We start from the raw sequence: 12,601 nt of genomic DNA on the forward strand, positions 1-12,601 counted from the left end.
GGGACAGAATACAAGGGAACGCCGGAACACGCTTTCAGGGCGGTCTGTACAGAACATCGCATCAATCAAAAATTTACCCGAGTTGCCCGCCCACAGACCAATGGTAAGGCAGAGCGGGTTATCAGGACGTTGATGCAGATGTGGCACGATAAAACACGCTTTCAGGACAGTGAGTATCGAAAGCTGGAGCTAAATCGCTTCATCAACTACTACAATACGGTGAAGCCCCATAAATCACTTAACGGAGCGACACCATACGAGGTACTAGAGAAATATTTTTATTTTGATGAAAAGTGTAAACAACGCGGATAATTCTTACAGCCGCGTTTTGTTGCTGCATACAACAAAACGGTCTTTTTTGGTTTAATGAAATTTCAGGCAGCCTGAAAGGATTAACGATCGATGTCATAACCCTCTGTTTGCTGTGTTTCCTGATGATTGGTTTGCCATTGCCGCTGTGTTGCTTGCTGTTCACGTGCCTGTTGCTGCTCGGCGCGCTGCTGCTCGGGTGTTTGCATGGGGTGTACCCAATTGAACTCTTTTCCGTCCATGTCTTTGGCGGCGTTTTCATAAAAGTTACGCATCGCTTCTGTGCGCGGGTGTTCGGCTAAACCGTCCAAGATTTTCAGCATATGCCGCTCGTAGTAACCAAACTTCGCTTGGTTTATCGGCGACAATTCGGCAACTTTTTCGGAACATGCGGCTTTGACGGTTACCAATTCGGTTTGTAAGGCGGCGTGGCGTAAATCGTCGGCTGCCCGCGCTATGGGTGCGGGTGTTTCGGTTTGTGAACCGCCGATCGGTACTTGATTGCGCGCTTCCAATTTATCGGCTTCTGCCAGTGCGGCAAGATCCGGCTCGGTTTGCTTTTTCAGATCAATGATGCGTTCGGCGGTAGCTTGATTTGGATCTGTCCGCGCAGCCGGTGCCGCCGGAGCAGCCGTTTCACGGTGTTGCTGTTCTCCTGCTTCTATGCTGTTTAAGCTTCTTTCCTGACGCAGTTTTTCTGCCAATGCCAAATCTGCTGCGGTAGGAGTGTAGCCGGTGGTTTGTATGCCTTGACTCGCTGCCATGGCATACATCAGGCTTTTGAATTCTTTGCTGCCTGAAAGTTTAATGCTGTCCCAGCCTTTGGCTTGGGCGACTGCCAGCATGTCTTTGACGGTTTGCGCGTCGGTTTTAGCGGTGCGCAATTTCTTGCCTTGGTCTTCAAACAAGACGGTGGCGGCGTTTTGGCTGTCGTAGTAGAGCCGGTTGTCTTGGAAATGTCCGTTGGCAATCAGATACCGCTGTTTTAAATGCTCGGGCGGGTCGTAGTTGATGTCGGTAATTGCTTTTTTTTGAGCAAATGTGTCGGCAAGTGAAGTGTCAGTTCGGGTTGTCGGCTCGGTGGTTTCACGTGTGCGCGGCGACCATGCGGCATTCTTTAACAAAGACCAAAATGTTGTTGGTTTGGTGGTTTCGGGTTTTGCCGCTTGCTGTTGCCGTGCGGTGTATTCAATGCTGTTTTCGGTGGGTTGCTGTTGTTCGGCTGGTTTAGGCTGTTCGGCCATGGCTTGCTCCTGTTTCGGGGTGGCAGAAACGGAAGAAGCCGCCAAATGATTGGCGGCTTCGGGTTTAACCGGTTGATTTAGTGTATCCGTTTGGCGATTTTCTGGCGGTATTCCTCGTCCTCGCTCATTCGCTTGTGTGCTGCGGTTAGTCCCTTTAACCACTGTTCCCCCGTAAAAATCTGATTCTCTGGCGTGTTGGTAACAGGCTTCGCCGATGCGTTCGCGGTTTCGTTCCAGTTCTGTTTCAAGTCGTTGTTTAAGTTGTTCATGATTGCCCTCTGAGCGTAAAAGATTGATGTGGTTCCAGCCGTGATATTCCTGCGGATTATGTATATCACGTTTATCAACAATCATTAAAGATACTTTGTCGCCAAATTGTTGATGAATTTGTTCCAAGCCATTTGGCAAGTTACCTTGCAAACGCGCCATAATTTCAATCGGCGCACCGCGCCCGACTTCATTAAAGCGTTTAAAAGTATTATTTAAGGCGTTTTCAGGTAAGGCGTGAACGGCAATAATGTGCGGTTTTAAACCTTGGTCTAATGCTGCCTGAATTTTAGAAATTCCAGCATTGGGATTGGCAAGCTGCCCCTCGTAGATAACGGCATAATCATCAGGCATTTTTCCTGCATACAATACCGATGAGGTTTTACCTGCACCCTGCACACCCGTCAAAAAAATAGCTTTATCCTGATTGGGTGCGGCGCTTTCTAAAGCCCGTTTAAACTGAGCCGAAGCCAGCACCGCTGAAGTATTGTGGACAGCATCAACATAACGGCTTCGCGCCTCATTGCTTGCATTATACTCCGCAAACTGGTCTTTCATTAAATCAGAACACACATAACGCCCGTTAAAAGAATCGGGGTGATTGGCGTAACTTTGTAAAAACCGTTCGGGGTCGGCTTCCACTTGGGCAATCACCGCATCTTGTACGGCTTGTTGCTCTTCATCAAGAGAAGTCAGGCGTTTGATGGGTTCCAGTTCAATGGTTTTGTTCAGTGCTATAGCGGTTTCGGGTTTGGTTTCTTCCGAAATGGAAGAAGCCGCCAATGGTGGATTGGCGGCTTCAGGCTTTGGGGCGGATTCGCTTAGTTCGGTTTCTCGTCCGTTACGAAGTTGAATTTTCTCGGTTGATTTTGATATTGTTGTCTCAACCATTCCGATGCTATTTTCATATCCCTGTCCAGTTCGTCTATCTCTGCTTGTGTCAGCATTCGCGGTGCGTTCTGATTTGGGATTAGGGTTTGTGGTACTTGAGTTTGGTTCATGATGATTTTCCTTTGAGGTTTCTTGTTCTGCAATGGCTTGCTGTGCCAATTGCCGTGCAATATTAATGCGTTCTCGAATTTGTTCAACCGTTGGTTTTTTTAAATGTCCTGCTTCGGCTTGGGTAAGTTTATCAATGCCGTAACCAAATTCGCTTTTCCAATATTGGTTCATGGCATTGCCATGATTGCGCTCAATATTTGCCAGCATGGTTGGTTTGACAGGCAAATGTAATGCACCCTCATGAGCCGTAACGACTGCTGCGCCCAGTACCTTGCCGCCACGATTTTCAATATAGCCTTTTAATGAAGCAATTGTACCACCAACTGATAAGGAGTCATCAACAACAATGTATTCACGGTCAGGTTTTACCTCACCACTAAATATGGGCTGATGGGCAAACCGATGATCAATGCCAGAACCAGTACGATTGACCTTTTGGATTTGTCTGATATTCTCTTCCACAGGTAAATCCAATTCACGTCCCAACGCATGAGCCATTGCTAATGGAATTTTATTTTTACCCGAAACTTCTTCAGCCAGCACAGGTACAAGGTACGGCTTGCGATCACCAATCATTTGCTTCATTTCAGCAACTACTTTATTGATTAGCATTCTATCAATCATCTGTTTGGCAGCAATAACATCACCGCCTTTGGCGGCTTTGTACTCAGGCTGTTTATATAATTCGCCTAAATCACTATTACGCACCACAGGCGGAAAGTCTCCCCATGCGCTGCGCTCGGGCTTGGGTTCTGTTGTCTCTGAATTATCTTGATTGTTCTCACTCATTTCATGCTCCCTGAAAACAGTTTGCATTGTTTCATTTTTGGGTTCAAGCGACAATGGCGGTTCAGGTATTTCAGGCTGCCTGAAATGTTCAGGAATGCTTTGCTTCACCGCTTCTATCCCCGCCAATTGCTGCAAATCATTAAAATCACTGGGCAGCTTGTCATTGCCGTACTGTGCTTGGTAGCGGGCAATTTCTGCTTCGCTGAACTCCGGTAAAATCACCTGCGCCCGCTCACCAAACACCTCAGCAGCTTGATGGGCTTTCTGGCTGCCTGTTTGAGAAACATCATTATCAGCGGCAATCAATACTTGTGCGTTTTCAGGCAGCCTATCTTTGAGTTGCTCCGCAACCGCTTTCAAATTACCTGCATTAAAAGCAATCACCACGGGTTTACCCGTGGCTTGGTTCAGACTCGCGGCAGTCGCAAAACCCTCGGCTAAAATCACGCCGTTTTTAATGTTGCTCTCATCGCCGATAACGGTAAAACTGCCCTGCATTTTGCCGTTGGTGAGAAAGCGTTTGCCGCCGTTTTCATTGATAAATTGCATGGACACGATTTCACCGTTTTGCCTCATCGGTATCAGCAAATTGCTTTGCCCTTGGTATCGGCTTTGTTTGATTTGACTGATAACAGCAGGGTCGGTAATGCCTTTGGCTTTGAGATAAGGGTGGTTGGGATTGGCGGCTTTGCCGTTTTTCCAAAGGGTTTGTGCGGTGAATTGTGCTTTGGCTTGGGCGGCACGGGTGGCTTCGGCGGCTTGCTGCTGTCGCGCTTGCGCTTCGGCTTTTCGTTTTGCTTGTGCTTCGGCGGTTGGCGGGGCATAGGGCTTTTCGGGTTTGTAGCCGTTTTGACGGGCTTCATAAAACAAGCTGCCAATCCGCACTTTGCCTGCTTTCAGGCTTTTCCAAACATCTTTGGCATCGCGGGTTTTGTAGTTGGACGATTGTCGGGACCATTCGTCCCAAACATCAAAGCCGTCTTCGCCCAATTCGTCTTTGATTGCCGCACCCATTTTTACCCATAAATCGCGGTTTTGGCTGTCTAAATAACTTAAGGCGTTTTGAATTTCTTGGCGGTCAGTCTCATTGCGGTCAGTCATGGCTAATCCTTATGGTTGAACATTATTTTTTGGCTTGCAATTGGTGCAGCAGCGGTAAGTAATACGGATCGGCTGCGTCTTGATCTAAATGCGTTGCCAAGTTTTCTGTTAATTGCGGTTGCGGTTTATTGTTTTTCAGCATCAGGCTATTAAGCAGTTTCAACCCCGCGTCTTCGCCGTTCACCGTTTCTACCAGCGGTGCGGTTTGATTGAGTTCTGCTTCGGTTTGCGGCTTGGGTACAGATTGACGATTGCCGACATGGACGTGTAATACGGGAATCGCCACCCGAGGCAGATTCGCCCGGGCTTGAAATATCGGCTCTTCGTAATAGCGAATTTTTTTGGCATATATCGTGCGCATCGATGACAAACTGACCAAGCAATCGGTTTTCGGCATGATTTTGAGCTCCTGCGGCATCATCAACGCCCGCTTTTGATCCGATTCCGATTTGCTGCGGCTGCCGCTTTTGCCCATGCTGCGGCTTTTGGATAATGCCTTGTATGTTTCATAGCCCAGTAACTTGCTGTATTCCTCGGCTTCTTGGGTGGTATTGGGCGGATAAATGACTTGTGCTTCAAAATTGCTCCAGAACGTCTGCGCCCCCTCTTTGCCGTATAGCTCAGTAACTTGGGACTGCGTCTGAATAATGATGAATAGCCGTAAACCGTAACCCGCGATGTAGCCAACGCCGTGCTTAATCGCCGGAACAACACCAAGGGCAGTGAATTCGTCCATCAGCAAAAGACACTGATGTTTTGCTGGCGGATAGTCTTCAGGCAAACCTTGCTTGATGTTCTGATCAATCAGCTGGCTGAAAAACAGATTGGTTAAATTGGCAAACACCTGTGTGTCTGTGGGATTTAATCCCAAGAACACCGTCATTTTTTGAGTACGTACTTCGCGTAAATCGAAGTCATCACCCGAAATTGCCGCTTCAACCACCGGATCTAAAAAGATGCCCAAGCCTGCGGTTAATGTAGCTAATACGTCCGCACCGCTTTTTTCATTGCTGTTTGCAAAACCATAGAGCAGGGTTTTGCATTGGTCGGAAAGCTGAATAAGCGCGGGATTGGCTTCCCGTACCGCCAAATCTTCTTGCAGCCATTTGGCTAAAGGCATGCCGTTACTCGGTGCGGTCATGCGAAAGAGGTTGGATAGTGTGGTTAAAGTGCGCGGGTTTTGTCGGTCGGGGTCGGCATCGAAACGCTCTTTTTCGGTTTCAACCAAATACAGTACTAAGCCCGTAAACAGCTTTTGGGCGGATTCGTCAAAGAATTTGGACGAGCCGCCTTTTTCACTTTTCGGGACGAGGATATTGGCAATACTCAGTGCATCTTTGTAAGTGTATTCGGCTTGACGGCGCACGTATGTAAGCGGATTCCAGCGGTGTGAACGCAAAGGTGCGTTTGAGTCGGTGGCGTTTTCAGGCATCACGCCGCTGGGATTAAACAGAAACACTTTTTGTTTCAGCTCCCGCTCTCTGAAACCACCCGTAATGAGAAAATTCTCTAACTTAGGGTCATACACCACCATGCTGCCGCGATAATGCAGACAATTCGGAATCACCACACCCACGCCTTTGCCCGAGCGGGTCGGGGCAGCAATGTAGAGAAAGGTATTGCTTGACCAGCGCAAAAAATCCTTGCCGACTTTGCCGATAAGCAAATCGGGATACATCTTGATATTTCGTTTTAGATTTTGTTTTAATTTCTCATCATTGAGCAGCAGCCCCGAGCGGAAGATTTCGCTGCGGTTGGCAAACCGTGCTGAACCGTGCAGCTCTCGTTTTTCTTTGGCAAACGCGAGAATCAAAACCATCAGCAGCGGCACAATCGGCGCGAAAATGGATAAGCCGAAATACAGGTAAAACGGTACTGTCCAGCTGTTTGGCAATTGATTACGGGCGTTGAAGTAACGGAACAGCAGCATTAAAGAAGGACGGGCTTTGGCAGCGACTTGATCAATAAACAGCCATGAGCAAAGATATTGACCGGCAACAGCGAAAATCAGGGCGGTGATTAAACCGAATAATAGGATAGGCAGACGTTTGGGTGGGTTTTGATTCATACGGGTTTCCCTTGTGTAAAGAGCGGGCGTAAAAAAACCGCCACACTGAACTGCACCTTTAAAGTTGGGTTGGGTGTCCAACTTTCGGGGTGCAGTTCACAAGAGGCGGTTGGGTGGTTAATATACTGAAAATTCCTTAAAATTTTGAGAGCTTCACCATGAGTACATCAATTGATATTGCTTTCTGCATTGAGCTTAATAAAAATATGGATATAGAAGAGGCTGGTATGGAATATCTTGCACTAGATGCAGATAAACGAAAAAAATTCCATTTCTACTGTGCTGATTCCGAGTGTAAACAATACGACGGAACGAGAACGCAACTGTCTTCAGTCAATTTAGAATTTGTTGTTTTTGACTATGATTCAGATACACGTAAATATTCAAAGTGACCACATTTTCGAATATTCCCTAAGCAATTTCACTCAGAAAATTGTCAGGCAATAGATAGCGGAAAAGTGAGCGACATTGTTGGTGGTACCAAAAAAATAAACAGTAATTCCTCAAAGCAAGACCAAAAAATAAAAACATCATCATATATTGATATATTTATCAGAAATCCTCAGCGCACCACTCAGTCTCATGATGACAAAAGTGAGGATGTTACCTCCGGTAAAAATATCAAAAACCACCTAACCTTACATTTAATTGATCAGAACAATGGTAAAAAAAACCAAAAAAGCCTTACAAGGACGGAAAAACTTAGAGTTCTTGTTGGCAATTATCTGCGTGCACGTGAGAAATCAAACCTAGAACAGGTTTTTAAAATTCTGAATGAGCGATATTATACATTTCGGGAATTTTTTAAATATTTCAACAAAGTATATAATGATAGTAAATTTTCTGGTGTGCATATGGGGAACTGTAGAGTTAGGCATTCAAATGATGCGTGGTTTCTTAATTTCTATGACACATTGGAACTATACCCTGCCAAACCTGTTATCATGGTACTGACCGATAACATGTTGAAACAATATCAATACCGAAATAATTTGATTCCTCTACTGAATTTTTCTATTGAAAATAGGGCATATATACGCGCTTTCTTTATGAACCCTGTTTATGAAGAAAAAGAATCCAGAGTGTTGGTTAAGATTAATTCATTGTTTGATTTGGATTTAAGACCAAGTGCCAAAGATATTAAAGCCCAATCTGCACTATGATTGAGCAAATTCGATACGATCGTGATGATATGCGCACAATTTCAGATCCAGTTGCTTAGTCAAAGCCAGAATGAAATACATGGCATCGGCACTGTCCTTCATGTCATAGACCGTAGTTGCTTGCTGCGCGAAATCTTCCGAAATATTCATCGGTTCAAAAAATTCACCGGCTTCGTTGATGATGACTGAGATGCTTTGATACCCGGACAGACTCAGATCCAGCGCATGACAGAGACAGCTGCGATGAACGCGATAAATATACCATTCAGCTGATTGAGGTATTTGATTGTCAAAGTAAAGTCGAATCGCTTTGACTAACTGATTGATTATCGCGCCTGCTGTTTTGATTGTGACTAAAGTATCATCAACTTCTCGATCGAAAAGTATTATATTGCTCATAATATCCTCTTTTCTATTTTTTCTTCTAAAAAAATTGCCTTGCGATTCAATTTCCTAGCAGACTCATTCCCATGCCGATCCAGTTGGCTGATTAAAATTCGCAGCCACCATATCAAAACGGTCTGAGCAATGACAACGCCTGTCAAACACCATGCTGTGATTTCCATGTTTAATTCTCCTCCTGTTTCGCAGTATCCGTATTGTTCATACGGATACCTTGTTGTGTTTTCAGCAAGTTTTCGGCTCTGTCTAAGCCCCTAATGGTGTCCGCTAAAATCCAAATCATGACAGCTTCTACCAAGGTGATGATCAAGAAGCAAAACGCAATAAAAATCATGTTTATCTCCCTTTAGTTTGTCGGAAGCTCGGTGACTGATTCTGTTTCCGGCTCGGTTTTATTATCAGCAGACGCGCTGATGATTTGAACACTGTCGGCGATAATTTCCCACACCGTCCGTTCCTGTTCATGCTTATCCGTATAATGACGGCTTCTGATTTTGCCGTGTACTTGTACGGTATTGCCGGTGCGGCACAAGTGGCAGACGATTTCAGCTTGCTTGCCGTACAGCACGGCACTGAACCATTCTGTCCGCTGCTGCGGTGTCCCTTGTTTGTCGGTATAACGCTCGTTATAAGCGATGTTGAGTGTAGTGATTGCCGTTTCATCGGGCAGGTATTTAAGTTCGGGCGTTTTGCCCAAGTTACCCATAACGGTAATGCGATTAAAATAAGGATTCATGATGAGTACGCTTTCTGATGTGAAAATATTGAAACAGTGGATCAAAGATCTGGAACGCTTTCGGGATTGATGCGGCGATTTTGGCGGATTGTTTTTTTGAAAGGAGGGTGGCATTCATGGCAGATATTCCCGTAAATGATGAATTAACTGAATTGCGTGCAGAACTGACGGTGGTGCGTGTGGAATTGGATCGTTTGCAGACAGTGGTTCAGCAGTTACTGCTGTTTGATTTGTATTCGGTGGATACCCTAAACAATAAACAACGGCAAGTATTGAGTAAATTCATGGGAGATGACTCACCGGCAGGACTGTATTTCAAAGAGATAAAACAAACCGAAGAGTACCACCAGTTTTTGCTGCAAACCCGTCAGCGTGCGGAACAATTGATGCAATCTGTCAGCTGGGTAAACGAAACCGATGAATAAGCAGTTTCAGCAACTCAACATGTGTAAGATGTTTTTACGGATGGTTTCTGCCCTTTCAGGCAGCCGCGTTTCATTGGTTGCTTGAATTGCTTCTCGGTTATGGCAGTTTTGATCACTGCCGCGTCCGATGTTTAACAGCCGTAAAATTTTAGAACGACAATCAGCAATTGCCGTGGTTTCCGTGCTGTTGTTTTTGTTTAACGCGGCAGTCTTGTCTAAATTGCCGCCGTTGAGAAATGAAACCAGTTCTTCCGCATCACGCACAGAGCCGCAAAAATCGCTGATATAAAACCTGCCGTCTGGTAAAAAGAAACCCACCGCAAACACATTGGGCGGCAGGTCGGTTTTACCATGCAAAACAGCAAAAACAGCAATATCGCTGTGCATCAATTCATTGGTGTTTAAGTAAACATACATGGTTTTTCTCCGGAATTTTTCTGTGAAATGAATAAAGCCGCCATACTTGGCGGCTTCGCTTTTTCAGTAACGCAGAACAGGGTTTAAATGCGGTTAAAACAACGGTTAAAACACAAAGCCAAACCCGATCTTGGCAGCGGGGCGGCTGTCTGAAGAGAGTGATTGACCAAACCCGCCGTAAACTTTCACTTTCCCTGTTTTATTGAGGTAATTCACCCCAACAGCAAGCGCGGTTTCAGAATCATACTGCCCCAAACCCATGCCCGCCGCCCATTGACCGGGCTGTTGCTGCGGGTATTCGATTGTCATTGCCATTGCAGCGGCAATGCCTCGGCTGGCGTGTTTGCGGTTGGCATTGATTTTGTTGTCAAGTGTTTGCATCGTTTGTTGTGTGTGGCTCGCCAGCGCATCCAATTGACCGCGATTGACTGCGTCATTTGCCGCTTGTCCGTCGGCAACGCCGGTAATTCGCCGATCACCTTGTGTTCCTGCCACATTCACCACCGTGCCGTCTTGTTGAGCCGCCACTTTGATTTCACGGCTGGTACTGTCTTGGGTAACCAAGCCAATGCCGGTGTTGTTCAAACGTTCGTTGATGTTGGTGATGTCCGTTTCATGCCGCGCCACAGTGGTTTCGGTTTGGGTCAAACGATTGTCAATGTGGCTGACATTGGTTTTGATGTTACTGATGTCGGCTTCGTTGACGGTAACCCGTTGGTCAATATTCGTTACATCGGTTTTGATTTGGGCAATGTCGCCGCTGTTGGCGGTAACTTGAGTATCCAAAGCCGTCAAAGCATCACCAACATTGTTGTGGCTGCTGCCTTGTACACTGTAATTCGGTGCAGTGAGCTTGCCGCTTGTGGTGTCGTACGCCGCCCCGCCGCCCAAAGCCGCCGCCGTATCTTGCCCCAGACTGTCGGCTTTGGCTTCGATTTTGGCAACGGCTTGCGCATTGGCAGCCGTGCTGTTACTGATTTGATTGATCAAATTCTGCTCGGTTTGCCACAATTGAGAACCGTTTACCGCCTCGGTGCTGTTTTGAGTAACAGCCCCATCAGCAACACCCGCTAAAACACGATCACCTTGTGTTCCCGCAAAATTCACCGTTGTGCCGCCGGTATTGGCGGCAACGCTGATTTCTCCGGTATTCGCGTCTTGCTGCACCAAACCGGCTGTGCCGTTATTGAGGTTGTTTATCGTGTTTTGAACTTGGTTTAACGTGGTTTCGTTGGCAGTTACTTGGGTGTCCAAAGCCGTCAGCGCATCACCGACATTAGCGTGATTTGTACCTTGTACGGCATAGTTTGGTGCGGAAACCGCACCGGTTGCGGCATCATAAGATGAACCGCCGCCCAAATTGGCAGCGGTGCTGCTGCCCAAAGCGTCAACATTACTGCTCAAGTCGGCAACGGCTTGGGTGTTGCCGCTGCTGACATTGTTGATTTGCGATTGCAGATTTTGTTCGGTTTGCCACAGTTGAGAACCGTTTACGGCTTCGGTACTGTTTTGCGCAATTGATCCTGCTGCAACACCCACCAAAACACGGCTGCCTGAAGTGCCGCTGAAATCAACACGGGTACCGGCTTCAGCCGCGGCAACGGTAATCCTGCCGTTTGCCGCGTCGTAGCGCACCAAACCCAAAGAGCCATCGTTTAAACCGGTGTACAGATTGGTAATGTTTTGCTCGTGGTTGATTAACGTGGTTTCGTTGGCGGTAACACGGTTATCGATATTCGTTACATCGGTTTGGATTTGGGTAATATCCCCGCTGTTGGCAGTTACTTGGGTATCCAAAGCCGTCAGTGCATCACCGACATTAGCGTGATTTGTACCTTGTACGGCATAGTTTGGTGCGGAAACCGCACCGGTTGCGGCATCATAAGATGAACCGCCGCCCAAATTGGCAGCGGTGCTGCTGCCCAGAGCATCAACATTGCTGCCCAAATCTGCCACGGCTTGGGTATTGCCGCTGCTGATGTTGCTGATTTGCGATTGCAGATTTTGTTCGGTTTGCCATAGTTGTCCGCCGTTTACGGCTTCGGTACTGTTTTGCGCGACGGCTCCCGCGGCAACACCCGTCAAAATACGGCTGCCACCCGTACCGCTGAAATCAACGCGGGTACCGGCTTCAGCAGCGGCAACGGTAATCTTGCCGTTTGCTGCGTCGTAGCGCACCAAACCCAAAGAGCCATCGTTTAAGCCGGCGTACAGGTTGGTGATGTCCTGTTCGTGGTTGATTAGCGTGGTTTCGTTGGCAGTAACGCGGTTGTCGATATTTGTTACATCGGTTTGGATTTGGGTAATGCTGCCGCTGTTAGTGGTTACTTGGGTGTCCAAACAGGGCAATCGCATGAAAGATTTAACACAGTTTCAGTAGTTGCTCACGGTAATTATCAGAGGTAGCCGCCAGTAATCGCTGTACTTTAATGCCACCTTTGCGCTTCACAGGTGATAGGCGGATTAGGTTAAGAGATATGCGGTGTAATATGGCCAAGTTATGAGCAGCGAAGCCATTTCTGGCTCGCATTTGATCATCTTTAAAAGCAATATCCATGCACCAATGCAAACTGTTTTCAATGCGCCAATGCAGGCGTATGACGTGATTCAACAATTCGGCATTGTTTGATAAGCTGCTGATATATAATCGTTGTTCATAGGTTGTTTTTCCATTGATT

Annotated in this window: 13 protein-coding genes; 4 read left to right on the plus strand and 9 right to left on the minus strand. The window is 46.7% G+C overall.

What is annotated here, in order from left to right:
- On the plus strand, positions 1 to 312 hold a 312-nt coding region (locus Q384_RS09480; protein WP_156956530.1), incomplete at its 5' end, for an integrase core domain-containing protein.
- A gap of 80 nt (positions 313 to 392) precedes the next feature.
- Here Q384_RS09480 and Q384_RS12725 read toward each other — a convergent pair.
- Together Q384_RS12725 and Q384_RS09490 are read right to left on the minus strand one after the other, a co-directional pair.
- Positions 393 to 4,712, minus strand: a complete 4,320-nt coding sequence (locus Q384_RS12725) for an LPD7 domain-containing protein (RefSeq protein WP_051940839.1) — start codon at positions 4,710 to 4,712, stop codon at positions 393 to 395.
- 22 nt (positions 4,713 to 4,734) lie between these two features.
- Positions 4,735 to 6,780, minus strand: a complete 2,046-nt coding sequence (locus Q384_RS09490; RefSeq protein ID WP_037587427.1) for a type IV secretory system conjugative DNA transfer family protein — start codon at positions 6,778 to 6,780, stop codon at positions 4,735 to 4,737.
- 158 nt (positions 6,781 to 6,938) lie between these two features.
- On the opposite strand from Q384_RS09490, the gene Q384_RS09495 reads away from it, so the two are divergent.
- On the plus strand, positions 6,939 to 7,172 hold the full coding sequence (locus Q384_RS09495) for a hypothetical protein (RefSeq protein WP_037587428.1): 234 nt from the start codon (positions 6,939 to 6,941) through the stop codon (positions 7,170 to 7,172).
- A gap of 66 nt (positions 7,173 to 7,238) precedes the next feature.
- Positions 7,239 to 7,943 (plus strand): hypothetical protein, encoded by a 705-nt coding sequence (locus tag Q384_RS09500; RefSeq protein ID WP_037587431.1) that lies wholly within the window; start codon positions 7,239 to 7,241, stop codon positions 7,941 to 7,943.
- Here the strand turns inward: Q384_RS09500 and Q384_RS09505 are convergent.
- Genes Q384_RS09505 through Q384_RS09510 form a run of 4 tightly spaced genes read right to left on the minus strand, consistent with a single transcriptional unit; the run spans position 7,938 to position 9,081 of the window.
- Positions 7,938 to 8,342, minus strand: a complete 405-nt coding sequence (locus Q384_RS09505; RefSeq protein WP_037587433.1) for a hypothetical protein — start codon at positions 8,340 to 8,342, stop codon at positions 7,938 to 7,940. The genes Q384_RS09500 and Q384_RS09505 overlap by 6 nt on opposite strands.
- On the minus strand, positions 8,339 to 8,509 hold the full coding sequence (locus Q384_RS13390) for a hypothetical protein (protein WP_156956531.1): 171 nt from the start codon (positions 8,507 to 8,509) through the stop codon (positions 8,339 to 8,341). The genes Q384_RS09505 and Q384_RS13390 overlap by 4 nt, the downstream gene beginning before the upstream one ends.
- Positions 8,510 to 8,511: 2 nt before the next feature.
- Positions 8,512 to 8,679 (minus strand): hypothetical protein, encoded by a 168-nt coding sequence (locus tag Q384_RS13395; RefSeq protein WP_156956532.1) that lies wholly within the window; start codon positions 8,677 to 8,679, stop codon positions 8,512 to 8,514.
- A 12-nt stretch (positions 8,680 to 8,691) separates the two neighbouring features.
- Complete coding sequence (locus Q384_RS09510) at positions 8,692 to 9,081, minus strand: single-stranded DNA-binding protein (protein WP_051940842.1); 390 nt, start codon at positions 9,079 to 9,081, stop codon at positions 8,692 to 8,694.
- Between the two features lie 116 nt (positions 9,082 to 9,197).
- On the opposite strand from Q384_RS09510, the gene Q384_RS09515 reads away from it, so the two are divergent.
- Positions 9,198 to 9,506 carry a hypothetical protein gene (locus Q384_RS09515; protein WP_037587435.1) on the plus strand — a complete coding sequence of 103 codons (309 nt, stop codon included), beginning with the start codon at positions 9,198 to 9,200 and terminating at the stop codon, positions 9,504 to 9,506.
- 6 nt (positions 9,507 to 9,512) lie between these two features.
- On the opposite strand, the gene Q384_RS09520 is transcribed toward Q384_RS09515, so the two are convergent.
- The 3 genes from Q384_RS09520 to Q384_RS09530 all read right to left on the minus strand — a co-directional run.
- Positions 9,513 to 9,923, minus strand: a complete 411-nt coding sequence (locus Q384_RS09520) for a hypothetical protein (protein WP_037587437.1) — start codon at positions 9,921 to 9,923, stop codon at positions 9,513 to 9,515.
- A 105-nt stretch (positions 9,924 to 10,028) separates the two neighbouring features.
- Positions 10,029 to 12,278 carry a YadA family autotransporter adhesin gene (locus tag Q384_RS09525; RefSeq protein WP_037587439.1) on the minus strand — a complete coding sequence of 750 codons (2,250 nt, stop codon included), beginning with the start codon at positions 12,276 to 12,278 and terminating at the stop codon, positions 10,029 to 10,031.
- 7 nt (positions 12,279 to 12,285) lie between these two features.
- Positions 12,286 to 12,601 (minus strand): ISAs1 family transposase (locus Q384_RS09530; protein WP_037587442.1); only part of this gene is annotated, 316 nt, incomplete at its 5' end.

The sequence above is a fragment of the Stenoxybacter acetivorans DSM 19021 genome, from assembly GCF_000745895.1.
Lineage (GTDB): Bacteria > Pseudomonadota > Gammaproteobacteria > Burkholderiales > Neisseriaceae > Stenoxybacter > Stenoxybacter acetivorans.

Coding starts and splice junctions, on each gene's coding strand:
- Q384_RS09505 (WP_037587433.1), bottom strand. CDS start 8,342: ATGAGCAATATAATACTTTTCGATCGAGAAGTTGATGATACTTTAGTC.
- Q384_RS09510 (WP_051940842.1), bottom strand. CDS start 9,081: ATGAATCCTTATTTTAATCGCATTACCGTTATGGGTAACTTGGGCAAA.
- Q384_RS09495 (WP_037587428.1), top strand. CDS start 6,939: ATGAGTACATCAATTGATATTGCTTTCTGCATTGAGCTTAATAAAAAT.
- Q384_RS09525 (WP_037587439.1), bottom strand. CDS start 12,278: ATGCGATTGCCCTGTTTGGACACCCAAGTAACCACTAACAGCGGCAGC.
- Q384_RS13390 (WP_156956531.1), bottom strand. CDS start 8,509: ATGGAAATCACAGCATGGTGTTTGACAGGCGTTGTCATTGCTCAGACC.
- Q384_RS12725 (WP_051940839.1), bottom strand. CDS start 4,712: ATGACTGACCGCAATGAGACTGACCGCCAAGAAATTCAAAACGCCTTA.
- Q384_RS09490 (WP_037587427.1), bottom strand. CDS start 6,780: ATGAATCAAAACCCACCCAAACGTCTGCCTATCCTATTATTCGGTTTA.
- Q384_RS09520 (WP_037587437.1), bottom strand. CDS start 9,923: ATGTATGTTTACTTAAACACCAATGAATTGATGCACAGCGATATTGCT.
- Q384_RS13395 (WP_156956532.1), bottom strand. CDS start 8,679: ATGATTTTTATTGCGTTTTGCTTCTTGATCATCACCTTGGTAGAAGCT.
- Q384_RS09515 (WP_037587435.1), top strand. CDS start 9,198: ATGGCAGATATTCCCGTAAATGATGAATTAACTGAATTGCGTGCAGAA.